The 18689-nt window shown below is 44.2% G+C and carries 16 protein-coding genes; 3 read left to right on the top strand and 13 right to left on the bottom strand.

Features of this window, described 5'->3' with window-relative positions; genetic code table 11:
- Positions 1-29: 29 nt before the first annotated feature.
- Positions 30-908: a cell division protein FtsX gene (locus FHW88_RS11230; protein ID WP_090530733.1), complete on the bottom strand. Its 879-nt coding sequence runs from the start codon at positions 906-908 to the stop codon at positions 30-32.
- A gap of 370 nt (positions 909-1278) precedes the next feature.
- On the opposite strand from FHW88_RS11230, the gene FHW88_RS11225 reads away from it, so the two are divergent.
- Positions 1279-1479: a hypothetical protein gene (locus tag FHW88_RS11225; RefSeq protein ID WP_091167464.1), complete on the top strand. Its 201-nt coding sequence runs from the start codon at positions 1279-1281 to the stop codon at positions 1477-1479.
- A gap of 79 nt (positions 1480-1558) precedes the next feature.
- Here the strand turns inward: FHW88_RS11225 and FHW88_RS11220 are convergent, their stop codons facing one another.
- The 3 genes from FHW88_RS11220 to FHW88_RS11210 all read right to left on the bottom strand — a co-directional run bounded on the left by FHW88_RS11220 (position 1559) and on the right by FHW88_RS11210 (position 4896).
- Positions 1559-3307 carry an ABC transporter ATP-binding protein gene (locus FHW88_RS11220; RefSeq protein WP_176626784.1) on the bottom strand — a complete coding sequence of 583 codons (1749 nt, stop codon included), beginning with the start codon at positions 3305-3307 and terminating at the stop codon, positions 1559-1561.
- Between the two features lie 217 nt (positions 3308-3524).
- Positions 3525-4319 (bottom strand): tRNA pseudouridine(38-40) synthase TruA, encoded by a 795-nt coding sequence (gene truA / locus FHW88_RS11215; RefSeq protein ID WP_176625452.1) that lies wholly within the window; start codon positions 4317-4319, stop codon positions 3525-3527.
- Positions 4320-4374: 55 nt separating this feature from the next.
- Positions 4375-4896 carry a DUF892 family protein gene (locus FHW88_RS11210; RefSeq protein WP_167516312.1) on the bottom strand — a complete coding sequence of 174 codons (522 nt, stop codon included), beginning with the start codon at positions 4894-4896 and terminating at the stop codon, positions 4375-4377.
- A gap of 129 nt (positions 4897-5025) precedes the next feature.
- Between FHW88_RS11210 and FHW88_RS11205 the strand changes: the two genes are divergently transcribed.
- On the top strand, positions 5026-5493 hold the full coding sequence (locus FHW88_RS11205) for a DUF4293 domain-containing protein (protein WP_176625451.1): 468 nt from the start codon (positions 5026-5028) through the stop codon (positions 5491-5493).
- A gap of 374 nt (positions 5494-5867) precedes the next feature.
- Positions 5868-7730, top strand: a complete 1863-nt coding sequence (locus tag FHW88_RS11200) for a DEAD/DEAH box helicase (RefSeq protein WP_176625450.1) — start codon at positions 5868-5870, stop codon at positions 7728-7730.
- A 229-nt stretch (positions 7731-7959) separates the two neighbouring features.
- Here FHW88_RS11200 and FHW88_RS11195 read toward each other — a convergent pair whose 3' ends face one another.
- From FHW88_RS11195 to FHW88_RS11155, 9 genes are all read right to left on the bottom strand, one after another.
- Positions 7960-8280: a hypothetical protein gene (locus FHW88_RS11195; RefSeq protein ID WP_090530718.1), complete on the bottom strand. Its 321-nt coding sequence runs from the start codon at positions 8278-8280 to the stop codon at positions 7960-7962.
- A gap of 48 nt (positions 8281-8328) precedes the next feature.
- Entirely contained in the window at positions 8329-8640 is a 312-nt protein-coding gene (locus FHW88_RS11190; protein WP_091215277.1) for a hypothetical protein, read from the bottom strand.
- Positions 8641-8670: 30 nt separating this feature from the next.
- Entirely contained in the window at positions 8671-9678 is a 1008-nt protein-coding gene (locus FHW88_RS11185) for an NAD(P)H-dependent glycerol-3-phosphate dehydrogenase (RefSeq protein WP_176625448.1), read from the bottom strand.
- 269 nt (positions 9679-9947) lie between these two features.
- Positions 9948-12104, bottom strand: a complete 2157-nt coding sequence (locus FHW88_RS11180; RefSeq protein WP_176625446.1) for a DUF2231 domain-containing protein — start codon at positions 12102-12104, stop codon at positions 9948-9950.
- Positions 12105-12129: 25 nt separating this feature from the next.
- The gene (locus FHW88_RS11175) at positions 12130-13155 is read right to left on the bottom strand and encodes a 6-bladed beta-propeller (protein WP_176625444.1); all 1026 of its coding nucleotides are present in this window, start codon (positions 13153-13155) and stop codon (positions 12130-12132) included.
- 202 nt (positions 13156-13357) lie between these two features.
- Positions 13358-14815 carry a DUF1501 domain-containing protein gene (locus FHW88_RS11170; protein WP_176625442.1) on the bottom strand — a complete coding sequence of 486 codons (1458 nt, stop codon included), beginning with the start codon at positions 14813-14815 and terminating at the stop codon, positions 13358-13360.
- A 4-nt stretch (positions 14816-14819) separates the two neighbouring features.
- A complete protein-coding gene (locus tag FHW88_RS11165) occupies positions 14820-17138 on the bottom strand; it encodes a PSD1 and planctomycete cytochrome C domain-containing protein (RefSeq protein WP_176625440.1) in 2319 nt (772 codons plus the stop codon).
- Positions 17139-17372: 234 nt separating this feature from the next.
- The gene (locus tag FHW88_RS11160) at positions 17373-17876 is read right to left on the bottom strand and encodes a hypothetical protein (RefSeq protein WP_176625438.1); all 504 of its coding nucleotides are present in this window, start codon (positions 17874-17876) and stop codon (positions 17373-17375) included.
- A 47-nt stretch (positions 17877-17923) separates the two neighbouring features.
- On the bottom strand, positions 17924-18598 hold the full coding sequence (locus FHW88_RS11155; protein WP_176625436.1) for an energy transducer TonB: 675 nt from the start codon (positions 18596-18598) through the stop codon (positions 17924-17926).
- Positions 18599-18689: the final 91 nt, after the last annotated feature.

Below are 18689 nucleotides of genomic sequence, written 5' to 3'. Positions count from 1 at the left end.
TTTCAGCTTTAACCTTTTGCCTTTAACCTCTATCTGTACAGATCGTATATTTTTAAACGTAAAAACTTGTTAACTGCTAAAAAGGTACTGAAGCCTGATATAAAAATACCCAGCCCAACTACAACTAAAAACACGATGCCAAACTCGGTGTAGTTTTGTAAAAACACCAGGTCGGGTACGTTGTCATAAGCAACATATAAAGTACCTATCAGCAGGATAATAGCAATTAACCCGCCTAATAAACCATGCCAGATCCCGTACAGTAAAAAAGGCTTGCGGATAAATCCTTTGGTTGCGCCAACCAGCTGCATCGATTTGATCAGGAAACGCTGCGAATAAATGGCCAGCCTGATGGTATTGTTAATCAACGCTACCGAAAGCACCACAAAAATACCGGCAAAGGTAAGGATGATCAAACTGATGGTCGTTACATTCTGGTTCATTTGGTCAACCAGCGATTGCTGATATTTAACCTCCTTTACTAATGGGTTCTTAAGCAATTCGGCTTTAAACTTTTCAATATCCTTGTTATTGGCATACTCCGCTTTCAGGTAAACATCAACTGACTGCGATAGCGGATTGTAACCTAAAAACTTTACAAAATCTTCGCCAAGATCTTTTTGCAGGTTGCGGGCGGCAAGCTCTTTACTTACGTATTGGGTTTGTTTTACCATTACGTTGCCATCCAACTGTTTTTGAAGTTGCAATACGTCGCTTTCGTGGGCAGCATCATCAACAAAAATATTAAGCACGATGTTTTCTTTAACATAGCTCGAAATATTTTTAGCGTACACCAGTATTAAACCCAGCAGGCCTACCATTAACAGCACCATGGCAATACCAAATACAGTTGAAATGTAGATGGTTTTTGTCTTTTTAGAGGATGCGCTTGCTTCAAATTCTTCCATTTACTCTTGTTAGATGTGAGATATTAGACATGAGATTTGAGACCACTATCCCCCTCAAGTTAACATCATATTTCTGCGAAAATAAGAAACCCTCCCTAAAGGTAAAAGTTTATTGCTTATAAATATGTTTAATAACGCTTTAGCTTAACAGATTTAACATTTATTAACAACAGAACCGGGATTTTGTCAGAACTCGAATTAAACGAATTAGATGAATTAATGAATTGCCTTGCATTCGATAAATTCCTTAATTCAAAAGATTCGAGTTCAGACAAAATTCTGATTCAGACAAATTAAACATCAAATTCGGATCTAAACCTGGAGTTAAACCTGGAGTTAAACAAAGCGCTACCGCTATTGTTATCAATACATGACAAAGCCAGCAAACGAAAAAGATAAACCTTCGCCATCAGACACCCCGACCCACAGGCCAAATGACAACGGGCATAAAAGCAAGGTGCGAAAGGAAGATAAACAATATCATGCCGATAATCCGCATGGAGGTGATATCGCCAAAAAGCATGAGAAAGAAGAACAACCGGTTCATTCGGTGAAGAGTGTACCGAAATAAGCCCCTTCTAAATCTCCCCCGGAAGGGGAGACTTAATTAAGATCTTTAAGCCCTCCCTGCTGGGGAGGGTTGGGTGGGGTTATCTCGCAATTCCCGCTGAGTTAAACTGAAGGTCGTACAATTTCCGGTAGTGGCCGTTCTCAATTTTAAGCAATTCCTGGTGACTGCCCGTTTCCATGATCTCGCCGTGATCAAGTACAATGATCCTGTCGGCGTTTTGAATGGTGGAAAGCCTGTGGGCTATCACTATAGCCGTGCGGCCTTCCATTAATTTATTGATGGCATTCTGGATCAAGATCTCGGTTTCCGTATCAACAGATGACGTAGCTTCGTCCAAAACCAGGATCGCGGGATTATAAACCAGCGCCCTGATAAACGAGATTAGTTGCGATTGCCCGGCCGAAAGTGTTGAGCCGCGTTCCATCACATTATAATCGTAGCCGCCGGGCAGGCGTTCGATAAAATCATGCGCGCCGACATCTTTGGCTGCAGCTATGATCTGCTCACGGGTAATAGTGGGATTATTGAGGCTGATATTATTGGCAATGGTATCGCTGAACAAAAAAACATCCTGTATCACGGTGGCTATCTGCGAGCGCAAGTAGTTTACGTCATAATCATGGATATCGTGCCCATCAACCCTTACACAGCCTTTGCCAATTTCATAAAAACGGTTCAGGATATTAATGGTTGATGATTTACCTGCGCCGGTTGCGCCAACCAGGGCCAGGGTTTCGCCGGGTTTGATATGGAAGCTGATGTTTTTCAGCACCCAGTTTTCATCGTTATAGGCAAACCATACTTTATCAAAGCTAATATCGCCCTGCAGTCTGCCTGTTGTAAGTGTGCCTTTATTTTCGGCCACCTCGTCTGTATCCAGTACTTTAAAAATCCTGTCGGCACCAACCATGCCCATTTGCAGGGTATTAAACTTATCGGCCAGCTGGCGGATAGGCCTGAATAACATATTCAGCAATACTATAAAGCTGGTGATTAATCCTGGAGTAATACCCTTACCTGAAGCAGAGATAGTTAACATTTGACTATCAGACAGCATCCGTTTGCAACCATACCAAACCAACAAGCCCATGCATATGGCAAACAGAATTTCTACTACAGGAAAGAATATCGAATAATACCAGTTTGAGCGGATATTGGCATCGCGGTACTTCTCGTTCACGGCTTTAAATTTGCGCATCTCCTGGTCTTCACGGGCAAAGATCTGGATCACGCTGATACCTGAAATATGTTCGGCCAAGAAAGTATTGAGCCGTGCCACCTGCGTGCGCACCTCCTGGAATGAGGACTTAATAGCCTCCTTAAACACATAGGTTGAAGCAAACAGGAAAGGCATCGGAATGAGCGTAATCAGGGCCAGTTTCCAGTCTTGCCAAAGCATATAGCCTATCACAGCAACCACCAACAGCATATCACCCATGATAGAGATCAACCCTTCCGAAAAAATATCGGCAATAGTTTCCAGGTCGGACACCGTACGGGTAATAAGCATACCGATAGGCGTACGGTCGAAGTATTTTAATCTTAAACTGGTAATGTGGTTAAAAATATCGATCCTCAAATCGCGTATCACATATTGGCCCAACGCATTGGTTAAATAAGTTTGGTAGTACTGCGCAATAGTTTGAATAATCAATTGAGCTATCATTAGCTCAACCATAAAAACCAGGCCGTTATAATCGTCGTTCAAAATGTTGACATCCAGCGTACGCTGGATCAGGATTGGCTGCAGCAAAGCATTGGCAGCTATAAAAATAGTCAGGAAAGTAGCTATAACAAAGGTTTTGTTATACGGCTTAACGTAATGCATTACCCGGCCGAGCAGCTTCCAGTCAAGGGCCTTTCCGGTTACGCCCCCCCCGCCCCCTGAAAGGGGTGCTGCCTGTTTAGTTGCTTCCCCATTCGTTGATGCGGGAGCTTCCTGCTTATTATCTTGTTTGTCTTTCGCCACTATCTCAAAGTTAAAGTATAATTATCTATCGTCAAATCTCATCCACATTATCCACCATTGTTCCCCCTTCAGGGGGTTAGGGGGCTAATGGAGCGACCAGTTGGTAAGGATATTTAACTTTCGTCAAATACAAGCCGCAGGCAGGTACGCTGGTGCCAGCGTTTGAGCGGTTCTTACTTTCAATAATTTCGCGAATGCTTTCGGGAGAGATTTCTTCCCGGCCGATCATCATCAGCGTACCCACAATGGCCCGTACCATGTTACGCAAAAATCTGTCGGCAGTTATATGGAAGACAATGCCGTTTTCTGTTTTCACCCACTCGGCGCGGGTTATTTTACAGTTATTGGTTTTTACCTGGGTGTTTGATTTGCTAAAACAACTAAAATCGATGTACTCCATCATAATAGCCGCGGCCTGGTTCATCAAATTAATATCAGGCACATCGCGCAATTGCCAGGAAGCCCCTTGCAAAAAAGGGTCTTTATTAAAGTGAACATGATACTGATACGAGCGCGATGTGGCATCAAAACGGGCATGCGCATCGGCATGTACCGGGATAATATTTTTTATAGCGATATCAGGTGGGAGCAGGGCGTTCAGCCCCCCCCGCCCCCTAAAGGGGGTGCTTTCCAAAGCGCTAACTCCCCCTTCAGGGGGTAGGGGGGCATCGAAATGCGCGAAGAACTCTTTGGCGTGCACGCCCGTATCTGTGCGGCCGCAGCCGGTTGTTTCTATGGGTTGCCGTAAAATTGTACTTAGTGCCTTGTTCAGCAATTCCTGTACACTTACGGCATTTTGCTGTATTTGCCAGCCGTGATAGGCAGTGCCGTTGTAGGCCAGTTCAATAAAATAACGCTGGTTGTTGCTCACGACGGCAAAGTTAATAATCTGCCGCCTATGCCGGGTTCATAATTTGGTCATAGTATTATGCGGGTTCGGTTATATAGGCCTTATAGATAGCCTCAAACGCCAGTTTATTTTTAACAGCCAGATTAAAAGGCTTATTGATAAAGGAATTGCTATAGCCAATGGTTTTTGCCAGGTTACGCAAAACATCAAAATAGGTTATTTCAATCCCTTCGATGATCTGCACATAAAATACAATGAACACATCACGCTCCATGGCAGTTTTCCCGGTTTTAATTGCCGATATATAAGCTTCAAGCGTCATGGCTTTTATGCCAAGTACCGTCGTTTTTGATGGCGTTTCATTAATGGCGCTGTAAATAGAATCGAGATGGGTAAGCTGCTTTTGGGTAGCTTCATAACATTCCTGTACGGCCTCCTTTAAATAAGCTAAGGATGCAAGCTCTTTTATCTCTTCAAAAAAATCAATCAGATGTTTTTTACCAAAATAAATACTGTTCAGGTGCTCAAGGAAAATCCTTTTTAAATGGACGTTCTCAAATTTAACATCTTCGGGGTTTTGTTCACTAATGCGGGGCATTTGACAATTGTTTAAATACAAATAAATATACATTAAATAATTATCATTCAAAGCAAGCGATATCGCTATTAAATTAGTGCTTCTCCAATAAGCAAAACATTTATATTTGCCTTTATAATTTTTAATATCATGCTGCAACGCATCCAAAGCATTTACCTTTTGTTCGCCAGCCTTGTGCTGTTTGCCCTTTTCTTTTTTCCGCTTGCCCACAACGTCTATATTAATGATAAGCCATCCAGCATTATGGTTACCGGTATTTACCAGGATGTAAACGGCGTGCAACAACATACCCAAACATTTGTGGCACTTACCGCCATAACCGCTATTGTTGCCCTTATTCCCCTGGTCATCATTTTTCTATATAAAAACCGAAAACAGCAAATAGCCTTCTGCTATAGCGCCATACTGGTACTTATCGGCTACAGTTTCTGGATGGCACAAACTGTTAAAGGCGCAGTAGGCAGCATTACGCTTGACACACGCACGATGGGCATTGGCCTGTTCCTTACTTCATTAAGCATCATACTGATCATCTTCGCACAAAAAAGCATAAAAAAAGATGAGAAGCTGGTAAAATCGGCCGACAGGTTGAGGTAACCCGGGTTAGCGTTAAGTCGACAGTACTAAGTCGGAAGTTAAAAGTCTGGTTTTTCTTTTTTATGCCTGGAGTTGTGGTTGAAGCCCTAAGTTCATTTTTTGCAATACTGGTGTAAAAAGCAGGTAATGGATTGATGGTTTTCATGCTTACTAAAGCTCCTTGTTATCAAAAATCGGGCTTTAAAAACCGGAGAAAAAAGTAATCCTTGTTATGAAATTATTAATTAACTGGTTTTTTTTCAGTCAATTAGTAGCTTATTCTCAATAATACTACCAAACTTCATTTTATCTCAACCCACCTATTGGAATTATAAAACATTAACACTATCTTTGCGCCCGATTTGACGATGTTGTCAAATTCGTTATTTAAATTCATGAACAACCCATTTATTGAACTGGGAATCCGTCATGATATTGTTAATGCCATCTCTGAGTTAGGATTTGAGAATCCTACACCAATCCAGGAGCAGTCAATCCCGGTATTGTTAACAGGCAGCAACGATTTTGTCGGATTAGCCCAAACCGGGACCGGAAAAACTGCTGCCTTTGGCCTACCATTATTGGAACTGCTTGATTTCGAAGAAAATCATCCACAGGCACTTGTTTTATGCCCAACACGCGAACTTTGTTTACAAATCGCGAACGACATTAAGAACTACTCCAAAAAAATGAGCAACGTACACGTTGTTGCTGTTTATGGCGGAGCAAGCATTATGGACCAGTTACGCCAGATTAAACGCGGCGTACAGATCGTAGTTGCTACACCAGGGCGTATGCTTGATATCATTAACCGTAAGGCTATTGATTTTTCGGCTGTGAAGTATGTAGTATTGGATGAGGCTGATGAAATGCTCAATATGGGCTTTCAGGAAGACATTGATAGTATCTTATCTACCACACCCGAAGAGAAAAAAACCTGGCTATTCTCGGCCACTATGCCTGCCGAAGTAAGGCGGATCGCGAAAAAATACATGACCGATCCTTTCGAGCTTACCATGGGCGCAAAAAACACCGGCAATGCCAATATCGAGCATGAGTACTATATAGTACGTGCCCGTGACAAGTATGCCGCGTTTAAACGTATTGTTGACTTTAATCCTGATATTTTTGGTATCGTATTTTGCCGTACCAAAATTGAAACCCAGGAAATTGCTGAATCGCTGATCAAAGACGGCTACAATGCCGATTCATTGCATGGTGACCTTTCACAGCAACAACGCGATAAAGTAATGAAACGCTACCGTGAGCGCAGCCTGCAATTATTAATTGCTACTGACGTTGCAGCCCGTGGTATCGACGTTAATGACGTAACACACGTTATTAACTATTCATTACCTGACGAAATTGAAAACTACACCCACCGTAGCGGCCGTACCGCCCGTGCAGGTAAAACCGGTGTATCTATCTCTATCGTAAACGCGAAAGAATTAGGCAAAATCCGCCAGATTGAGCGCGTTATTGGTAAAAAGTTCGTAAAAGCAGAAATTCCTACAGGTTTTGATGTTTGCGAAAAACAATTATTCTCTATCGTTCACAAAGTACATAACGTAACTGTTAACGAAGAGCAGATTGAGCAATACCTGCCGCGCATTTATGACGAGTTTAAAGATTTCACCAAGGAAGATTTCATCAAACGCTTTGCTTCAATTGAGTTTAACCGTTTCCTTGATTACTATAAAAATGCACCTGACCTTAACGCCAGTGTTGAAGAGGGCCGTAACAGGTTTGAAGATCGTGGCGAACGCGGCAATGGTGTACGTGGCAACTTTACCCGTTTATTCATAAACTTAGGTTCGGTTGATGAATTTAACCGTGGCGATTTGTTAGGTTACATTTGCAACACTACCAAAATCAGTGGCCGTACCGTAGGTAAAATCGATGTTAAAGGTGTGTACTCTTTCTTTGAAGTACAAAACGAAGATGTTGATAAAGTGATGGCCAGCTTTAAAGAAGCCGAATACAAAGGTCGTCCGGTAAGGATCGAGATCTCAGGCGAAGGCACCAGCGATAACCGTAGCGGTGGCGAACGCCGTGAAGGCGGATACCGTAGTGGCGACCGCAGAGAAGGCGGATACCGTGGCGGAGACCGCCGTGAAGGTGGTTACCGTGGTGGCGAGCGTCGTGAAGGCGGTGGTTACCGTGGCAACGAAAGGCGCGAGCACAGCAATGGCGGTGGTTTCCGCGACTTTTCAGGCAAACCCCGTGAAGATCGTCCTGAGCGCAGAAGGAGATTTTAATCATCCATCATAAAAAAACCACCATGTGCAAAGCATGTGGTGGTTTTCATGAGCTTCCTTTAGTAAGAAGCATTAGTTTTAGTTTAGTTTTGTTAACAAAGCCTTTTTACCGCTGCATACGGGAACAAAGGCTTTTGTTTTATATATAAGCCCGCCTTTTCTGGTTATAAGCAAACTTCAACCTATCCATAAAACTTATGAGCTTTAGGCATTCAGCTTTCCGCTTACATTAACGGCTAAATTCAACAATATCCGAATCAGGATAACAAAGCGTTAGCTTACTGTCGGTAAGTTCCTTAATAAAAAACTTGGTATAAGGCCTGCTCCCCTGGTATGAGGTGTAAATGGTATCATTTTTTACAAAATAATCCTCTTTGCTTGCCTGCCCGTCGTCCATAATAAAATCTTTATCCGTTATTGAAAGCTTGGTAGCACCATCCTTGGATTTCCAGTTACCTTCCAGCTTTTTATTGGCAGCCGGCGGCTGAGAACAAGCGTATATCAATAACATGCCTGCAACTGCAGCAAATATGGGAGCAAACTTTTTCATGACGGATCAGGATTTTTTTAGAAAGGCTTACACCTTTGTTGAATTTAATTATTGGGCAGGTTTATCTATCAGTTCAGATTTTTTCAGATATACCCGGTGACCTTTTTTATTCACATAAAAATAATGCGAATATTTATCAATGTAAATGGTTTCGCCATTAGGGCCAACCTTGCCGGCATATTTCTTATCAGCTACCGTAGCTGCGCCTTTAGCCGCAATTTCGGATGTTTTATGGCCTATTTTTTTTGTGGTTTTGCTGATCTTCCCACCGAGGGTTGAATCCTTATGCGTTTGGGCAAAGCCCGGGCTAACCATAAATGTACCAGCAGCAAACAAGGCTATTTTAAATAGATTTTTCATATTGACAGTAATTAAGTTTCTTTAATAAAATCAACTCAATTTCTCGGCCAAATTTCTCATTTCTACTACAGGTGAGCGTTTTTGATATAAAATAGCATAAACAGCTTCGCAGATAGGGATGCTCACGCCGTATTGCTTATTAACCTCGTGTAGGCAATTTACTGCATAGTACCCCTCGGCAATCATGTTCATTTCCAGTTGGGCCGATGTTACTGTATATCCCTTGCCTATCATGTTACCAAAGGTACGGTTGCGGCTAAATTGCGAATAAGCGGTAACCAGCAAATCCCCCAGGTAAGCCGATTCTTTAATATCCCTGTCGATAGGATGTACAGCGGCGACAAAACGCTCCAATTCGCGAATGGCGTTTGATATCAGCACCGCCTGGAAATTATCTCCATAGCCCACACCATGGCAAATACCACTGGCAATGGCGTATACATTCTTCAAAACAGCCCCGTATTCTGTACCATAGATATCATCAGAAATGTTTGTTTTGATATACCGGGTATTGATCATGCCCGCAAACTGCGAGGCAAGTCTTGTATCTCCGGAAGCTATAGTTAAATATGATAATTTTTCGAGCGCCACTTCCTCGGCATGGCACGGACCGCTGATCACCATAAAATCATCAAACGATATATCGTATTTTTGATGGAGGAATTCGGCAATTATCAGGTTTTCATCGGGCACGATACCTTTTATAGCCGATACTATCTTTTTCCCTTTCAGATTGGCAGCAGTTATATCTTTTAGCGCATCTTTCAAAAAAGCAGCCGGTACATTAAGCAACACAATGTCAGCAGCCGCGATAAGCGGTTTCAGATCGGTAGATATATTCTGTTCGGGAAGTTTGATCTCCACCGAACTCAGGTAATGCGGGTTACGCGCAAACTTTTTCAAATGTTCCACAGCTTCGGCGTTACGCATCCACCAAAAAATTTCTTTTGGGGCGGTGTTGTCGATAAGCATTTTGATATTAGCCGTAGCCCAGCTCCCTCCGCCAACAACTGTGATCTTGTTTAATTTTTTATCCATCAATAAAGAATAGAAATATCGCTGCCTGGTTTTAATCGGCTAAGCAAATTAATGAAATATTATGCAGATTGGCGAATGAGAGAAAAAGTGGGCCGAATTACTTTTCTAAGCCTTTTTGCAAGACAATAACCTGGCTCCGGACTGATGCTTCCGTTTTTCTTTTCTAAGATAAAGCGTTTAAGATAGCTTGCATGCTCCCGGGTTTCTTTTGTCGGGATGGTCGGTTAAAGAATCACAGGAGAGCGCAAGATGCTATTAGTTGTCAAGCCTCAATTCAAAAACACCTCATCCAAGAACACCCAGCCCGGTCTGCCTTTGGCCGGATGCCATGCCGGTACACTTTTAAGCGGTTGGGCAACCAGTTTGATGCAGGATATCTTTTGTTCGGATTTTAACTTACATTCCAATGGGGTCAAAACAAACGGGTCAGATTTTTTTGGCGCCCCTGTTTTAAGTGTACTTAACAACTTCAAATGGTTTTGATCAGAGCCTCCCCAAACCTCAACCCCGGCGGGCAAAAAGATCTGGGAACCTGTATTGCGCATTACATTGAGACCAACCGAATGCAGATCAATTGGTTTATTAAACCACATGATCACCGCCAGATCCTTTTGCGATGCAACCCATTTTCCGTTGCCAAAATTGTCGCCGCCTAATTCTTTATCGATAATTGTTTTAGCGCCATCGCCTTTGTATTTGTCGTCAGGATATTTGACAAAGTTAATGCTATCGGGCGTATAGGCACATTTATAAACATTGAATTGTACGGTATCGCTGCCAATCCATCCCGCTTTAAACGCCCTTGTCCTGATCGCAGTACTTCGGGTAAGTATAATTCCCGGTTTGTAAGATGCAGCCTTGATACTATCAGGCACCGAACCATCAGTAGTGTACCGAATATCCGCACCTTTTATAGGGTTGCTAAGTTGCAAAGCATAATTCTGCTTAAATATAACCGCCGTATTTTTTAACTGCGGACTGGTGAGTTTAAGCGCCTTGCCATCATCCTTAAAGCCCGTTAAAAGGCTGAGTTTAGGGTTTTGTTTTTGAAGCGATTGCAGATCGGCCAGGTTCAGGCCGCTATCCCATACCGCCAGTTCATTAAGGCTTTTTATAGCGATGAGCTGTTTTACATCGGCTATATTAAGTTTAACACCCGTTAGCGAAATACTTTTGAGGTATTTTAAACCTGCTAATTCCTTTAAGCCTTTGCCCGTAACATCACTGAAGTTAAGGTTTAGCCTGCGGAGGTTTTCAAATTTGGCAATCGTTTTCAGGTCGGCGTCCTTTACGGGCATCTTATTCAGATCGAGCGATACCACCTGTTTTTTTACAGGATTTAACTCCTCCAGCACTTTTACGTTATAGGTGCTTTTATTGTAAATATTAACCGCTAATGCCGGCGACTCGCTGGCCAGCGGATAAACCACCCGGTAGTTGTTGTTCAGCTTTTGAATTTCTTTTTCATTGGCTGCCGAAAAATCATAAACCTCTTCTTCGCTTTCTGCGGGCTTTAAACGGGTGGCGGCTATCATCCGTAACGAATCGTTAGCTGGCAAGTCGATCACTTTTTTGCCGAAGCGTGCTTTACTTTTTACCCAAAGGTAAAGCAGCATTTTTTCATCATCAGTAAGTTGTGTTTTACCGGTAGGCGGCATGTGTTTTTTCTCGTTTTCGGGCAGGTGCACGCGCTGCAGCAACAGGCTCATGGCTGGGTCGCCGGCGATGAACAGTTTGCCGGTTTTTCCACCCTTTATGATTGCTGCCGAATCGGTAAGCATTAGGCCGCCTTTCTTTTTATCGATATTATGGCAGCTTTGGCATTTAACCTCAAATATCGGGCGGATCACATCGTTATAAACCAGGGCCTGGTCTATCGGTACCACGTTTTTGCTCTTATCCATTACCGGGGCTAAAACAAAATCGTTGCCATGGGTAAGGTTGCCGCCAAGGTGCCCGGCAACAATTAAACAGAAAACGGTTATTATAGCTCCGGCTTTAGCCAGCCTTACCGTATACTTTGACGTATGACGGATGAGATATACGCCGTACCCGGCAAAGGCCACGCTTACCCCAAACCATTTATGCCATTGCAAGGTATCTCCCTCATAGCCAGGTTCTCTTGACAGGAACAAGCCCATGATCACCGTTATAGAGGATAGCAGTGCGCCCAAAAGCAGCAGGTAACTTGTAAAAGTTTGATACAGTTTTTCGTTAATAAACTCGGCCCGGTAACGGAAAAACTCCATCACCATGGCCAGCATCAGTATCACGATGGGGAAATGCAGAATGAGCGGGTGCATGCGGCCAACCGGTTGCAGCCAGCGGGGCACAACCAGGCTGTCGCCGGCTATCAGCAGCACTATAATAAAAATATTAAGGGCAAATAATGTCCCTTCCGCAAAACCTTTGTGGCTGCTTTTCATATACGCCGGGCTGTATGTGTATTAATTAAACCCTTGTGAATTTATAAGGATATACCTTGCCCGATGCCCATTGAGCCACATACAAATTCTCATCATTATCCACACAAACATCGTGCGGGTTCAGGAAAATCTTTTCGGCCTGTGCCATGGGCTGCAGTACGCCATCGGTATAAACCGGCTCGGTGCCTCCAAGGTTGGATACCACTTTGTTGTTTTTATCTAATATCGTAGTAAAGCCGGTATTTTCCTTGCCCAGATCGGGCGAACGCAGTACAGCGGCATATAAATGATCGCCCTTAATTACCGGGCGGCAAACGCATGCTCCCGGAAGCTTAATTACTTCCTGTAGTTTTCCATCCATACTGAAGCGTTTAAAGCAATTGCGGGTGCGGTCGGTAACCAGCAAGGTAGGTGTGTCGTATCTTCTGTCGATCACGATGCCATGGGCATTATCCAGGTGTTCGTCGCCCTCGCCTTTACCACCGAAGAAACCTTTCAGTTTGCCATCTTTATCATAATGGGTAACATATTGGACACCATAACCATCTGCAATAAAAATATCGCCATTGCTGTCGATTGTAGTTTCGGTGGGAACAAATTCTTCGGATTTTTTGTAAACGCCGGTTTCGAGCGGCACATTAATGGTCATTAATATACGACCATCTAATGTGGTTTTATAAACCTGGTGCTTTACGGTATCGGTTATGAACAGTACTTCGGTGCCGTTTTCATTAAACAGGGTGAGGCCATGTGCGCCGGGGAAATCATGCCCCCAGGTACTTAGCAGCTTGCCCGATTTATTATAGATGAGCACATTATTTTGGGTTTCGTTGGTGAGCAGCAAAATGCGGCCTTTTGAATCCTGCACCATCTCGTGGCAATCATTCACCGGGTTCTTCTGCGAATCGGCCTTGCTCCAGTTTTTATCCATGCGATAGCGCATATTTCCGTGGCCGTAAATTGGCCCGTTATCTTTTGCTAACATGTCTTTAGCTATAAAAAAGCCTGCTGATAAAACTGAAGTGTGCTTGATAAATTCTCTTCTTTCCATACCGTTGATTTTTATGATTGCGTTGATTTCGCTGATTATTTCTTTTGATTACACCGATTTTTTGAATTCTTGTTCATCCCGTCATTGCGAGGAACGAAGCAATCGCGAACTTTACAGGGCGGACTTGCATAGTGCCTCGGCCTCCGTGCGATTGCTTCGTACCTCGCAATGACATAGTTGAATGGGGAGGGTTTAGAGGGGGCTACGCTATGATCCCCTTCACTACATTCCCCGCTACATCCGTTAATCTATATCTTCTGCCCTGGCTTTTATAAGTTAGTTTTTTATGGTCGATACCTAATTGATTTAAGACGGTGGCATGAAAGTCATGCACATGCACCGGATCTTTTACAATGTTATACCCAAACTCATCTGTTTCGCCGTAAACGATGCCCGGTTTAATGCCGCCGCCGGCCATCCAAATGCTGAAACAGCGGGGATGATGATCGCGCCCATAATTAGCTTTCTCCAACTTACCCTGGCTGTAGTTGGTTCGTCCGAACTCACCGCCCCAGATCACGAGTGTTTCATCCAGTAAACCACGTTGTTTCAAATCGGTAACCAGCGCTGCCGACGCCTGGTCTACATCTTTGGCCTGCCCTGCCATTTCTTGTGGCAGGTTGCTGTGCTGGTCCCAGCCCTGGTGATAGAGCTGTACAAAGCGCACGCCGTTTTCTGATAGCTTACGGGCCAGCAAACAGTTAGCCGCATACGTACCAGGGATAAGGCACTCCGGGCCATACATCTTCACAATATCATCTGATTCCTTGCTTACGTCCATAATTTCGGGTACGGCGGTTTGCATGCGGTAGGCCATTTCATATTGCTGTACCTTGGTATTTATTTCCGGGTCGCCAAACTCTTTGTAGTTCATGTCATTGAGCTCGGCCAGTTTATCCAGCATTTTACGGCGCTCGTGACGGTTCAGTCCTTCAGGATCATTCAGGTACAGGATTGGGTCTTCGCCGCTGCTGAACTGTACACCCTGGTGAATGGAATCTAAAAAGCCATTGCTCCACAGTTTGGAATAAACACCCTGCCCGTTTCCCTTGCCTTTAGAGAGCAATACGGTGAAAGCCGGCAGGTTTTTGTTTTCGCTGCCGAGGCCGTAGCTTACCCACGACCCCATGCTTGGGCGGTTGCCCTGCTGCGCCCCTGTCTGGAAAAAAGTTAGCGCGGGGTCATGGTTAATGGCATCGGTGTTAAGCGATTTAATAATGCAGATGTCATCGGCAATTTTACCTATGTGCGGAAACATATCGCTGATCCAGGCACGCGACTCGCCATATTGCTTAAAATCATAAAATGAACCTACCAGCGGGAACGAAGCCTGTTTAGCCGTCATGCCTGTCAGGATCTGGTTGCCGCGAACGGATGCAGGTAATTCCTGCCCCATCATTTCGCGAAGTTTTGGCTTGTAATCAAATGATTCCAGTTGCGAAGGTGCCCCATCCTGAAACAGGTAGATCACCCGTTTGGCTTTAGGCGCAAAATTGGGAATGCCAGGAATAAAATCAGCTTCGGCTTCATCTCCCTTGCCGCTAAACAGATCAGGAATGAGCAATGAACCCAATGCTACGCTGCCAATACCCAAACTGAGCCTGGATAGAAACCTGCGCCGGTTGATGTTAAGCCTGTTTTCTAAAAAATCTTTTTCCATGTGCTCAGGTTTTTGTTATGGCTTCTTCCAGATTATACATGGTATCAACCACTTTCATCATAGCTGCCAGTGTTATTTTATCCAGATTGGCCGGTACCGGGTATTCGCCCACGGTTAGCAATTTTTCGGCATCGGCCTTTTTCATGGTTTTTAGTTCATCTGTATAGTATGAAGTTAAAATAGCCAGTTCTTTTTCCTGCGGATGGCGGCAGAGGATCAAGCGGAACGCTTTGGTGATCTTTGCTGTCGGCGTGCTTTTATCATGCAAAAGCTTTGCAGCTAAAACCCTCGCGCTTTCCAATACGGTTGGGTCATTGAGCATTACCAGTGCCTGCAATGGGGTATTGGTACGCAGGCGTTTTACTTCGCACTGGTCGCGGTTGCTGGCATCAAAAATACCTAAGGATGCTGGCGGAACGGTACGTTTAATTAGGGTATACATTCCCCTGCGGTACAGGTTTGGCCCATGCACCTGTTTGTAATTCGCCAAAATCCCCCTGCCCGAGGTGGCATTTTCCCAAAGGCCCGGCGGCTGGTAAGGGTTAACACTCGGACCGCCGATGGTTGGATTAAGCAGCCCGCTGCTGGCCAACACCAGGTCACGGACAAATTCGGCAGGTAAACGGCCCCTTGGGCCCCGGGCTAATAAAGTATTATCCGGATCTTCCTTCAGTTTTTCGGGTGTGGCCGCTGCCGATTGCCGGTAAGTGGCCGACATTACCATCTGTTTTACCAGCCGTTTAATATTCCAGCCATGATCGCGGAAATCAACCGCGAGCCAGTCCAGCAGTTCGGGGTGCGATGGCAGATCTCCCTGCATACCGAAATCTCCGGAGCTTTTTACGATGCCCTTGCCAAAAAACTCCTGCCACATCTGGTTTACAAATACACGGGCGGTAAGCGGGTTGTTTTTATTGAACAGCCATTCGGCCAAACCCAGGCGGTTTTTTGGGTAGTTATTGGTAAATGGCAAAATGGATTTCGGCGTACCGGCCTGCACCTCATCGCCATGGGCATCGTAGTTGCCTCGTTTGAGGATGTATGTCGGCCGCACCTTGTCACTATCCGTCATGATGGATACGATGAGCTTATCGGTATCGCGCTTGTTCACAAAAGTCAGGATCTTTTTAACATCGTCATTGCTGATCTGCATCATCGGGTTTTTAGCATAGGTTTCAGGCCCGCCCACAGTTGATTGCAGGCCTACCTCTTTCACGTTATTAAAAAAGGCATAAACCTGGTAGTACTCTTTTTGCGAAAAAGGGTCGTATTTATGGTCGTGACAATGAGCGCATTCCAATGTGACGCCCAATAGTGCTTTGCCGAAGGTATTAGTTCGGTCGGTTACATAACTAACCCGGTATTCCTCATCAATTACGCCGCCTTCTTCGGTTATTTTATGGTTGCGGTTAAAGCCTGTTGCCAGCAACTGTTCCTTAGTGGCGTTGGGTAGTTGATCACCCGCCAACTGCCAGGTAATGAATTTATCATAAGGCAGGTTTTCATTATAGGCGTGGATCACCCAGTCGCGCCATGGCCATTGGGTGCGGTAATTATCATCCTGATAACCGTGCGAGTCGGCATAGCGGGCAACATCCAGCCAGTGCAGCGCCATTTTTTCGCCGTATTGCGGAGTTGCCATCAGCTTGTCCACCATTTTTTCGTAAGCATTGGCGCTTTTATCGGCTAAAAACTCATCCATTAAAGCAAGGGATGGCGGCAGACCGGTCAAATCGAGTGAAATGCGTTTCAGCAGGCGTTCTTTATCCGCTTCGGGATTAGGTTCCAGGCTGGCCTGCTCCATTTTTTGCAGTATGAAATTATCGATAGCATTTTTAGGCCATGCCGCGTTTTTTACCTGCGGAACCGGGTAATTTCGCGGAGCGACAAAAGCCCAGTGCTTTTCATATTTGGCGCCCTGTTTTATCCACTTGTGAATGAGTTCAACTTCATAGGGCGATAATCTCTTAAGATTGGATGATGCCGGCGGCATCTGCTCGGTAGTATCTTTGGTAGAGATTCGGCGATAAACCTCCGATTGCATAGGATCTCCGGGTACAAGCGCGTGCGAAGATGGGTTATCTTTTAATGCCTTATAGGCGCTCTCCGGAAGATCAAGCCTAAGGTCGGCTTCACGATGAGAAGCATCAGGGCCGTGGCATTTATAGCACTTGTCTGAAAGTATTGGGCGGATATTAAAGTTGTAGCTGATAGTATCGGGCACCTGTTCTTCGGCTATCCCGCCGGATGAATGGCAGGAATAAAGCGTGTACAGCATGCAGATGGCTATTGTAAGCCACACATAATACAACTTCCGGTACATGGGTTTAAAATTGGTTAAACAGAAATTAAAGTTATATAATTTATAGTACAATTTGCAAATACATATTTGTGTTCTCAAATTGATTTAGCGGGGGCAATATAGCATGAAAAATGATATGTTCATACATTTTGTACGAATGTTTTAACATACACGCAGAGGAGGGCATTTTAAAAGAATAAACGCGGAATAGCCGATGAGGCATAAATTGAATTTGACCGGCTAATATTTGTTTTTTTAATGTGAAGGAGCAATGTTCTGATTGCTCAGCTTTTCCAACTTTTTAATATCCCGGTAAACGATATATAAAGGGATGATCCCAAAAATACCGAAGCAGCAGTCAATGAACCGCCAGTAAACGGGGATACTGCGGATTGGGCCGGCAATAAAGGCCAGCGGGAACACCATTATACAGGCAATCATGCCAAACTCAATTATCCAAATGTTTTTAACCGGATCTTTCAGCGGACCAACAAATGCCATAGCAATAACAAGGTGACCGAAAGCCAGCCAGTCGGTACCATACGCCAGGTAAGGATAGTTTTGATTGGTTGTTTTTACAGCGAGATAAACATTGGTTAGCCAGTTCTGCATAAATCCCGGAAATACGGAGGCATGACTAGCAAGCCAGGCAAGTTCAGTTTCGATAGGGAAAGCGGTTACACCACTTAGTACCAGACCGATGATAAATACAATTACCCAGGTTTTTATTTTTTTGCGAAGTTCAGGTTCGGTTTTCATAACAAGGGCAAGTTAGGGAATTTGGTGGCATATTCTCCCTTTAGGGGTTAGTGGGCGCAATACTTCTTTATAAAATTATCGGCCTTATCGCTGCCTATGTTGCGGATAAAATTCCAGTCATGACAGGCGCCTTCTTTGTCGCCTTGTTTAAATTTTTCGCCGGCCTGGCTTAATACATCGTTTATAAAATCATCATCGTAGCCAAGTTGTTTTTTTAGGTTAATAATGATAGCCTCTTTGGTGGTATCGGCCTTGCCTTTGTATTTATTGCTGTAGTAATTGGTAACCGCGTTTTCCAGTTCCTGCTGAGCTTTATAGCTGGCAATGGCGCTTTGCATATCGCGGATGCTGGCAGGCCCGCAACGTGCGGGATCAGGGTCAAAACGGATGGGTTGAACGATATTGGTTTTAAGATTATACCCCGCCGGAACCACCCACTGGCCCGATGTAAGTTTAATAACCCTCAAAGCTTCATCGTCAAGATCGATACCGGGGCCATCCTGTATTTTTGCATCATGTATCATACCATCTTTATCAACCATAAACGAAACATTGATGGTTCCCGAAATACAATTTTGCCGCGAGTATTCAGGATAAATGATCTTTGTCTTCAGAAAATCGTTAAACGCCTGCTGTCCGCCTTTAAACGCAGGCTGCTGGGCAAGCAAATAGCCCGCTGTAAAAATGATGAACGCGATATGGAGACAAATTGCTTTAAGCATAGTATAAATATCGACAATAAATTGCCAATTATGTTTAGATAGCCTTAGAAAGAATTATGGTTGAATAACTAAACGGATAGTCATATTTGTT

It is taken from the genome of Mucilaginibacter sp. SG538B, from assembly GCF_013376065.1.
Classification (GTDB): Bacteria; Bacteroidota; Bacteroidia; order Sphingobacteriales; family Sphingobacteriaceae; genus Mucilaginibacter; species Mucilaginibacter rubeus.
This window is presented reverse-complemented; position numbering and strand designations above follow the sequence as displayed.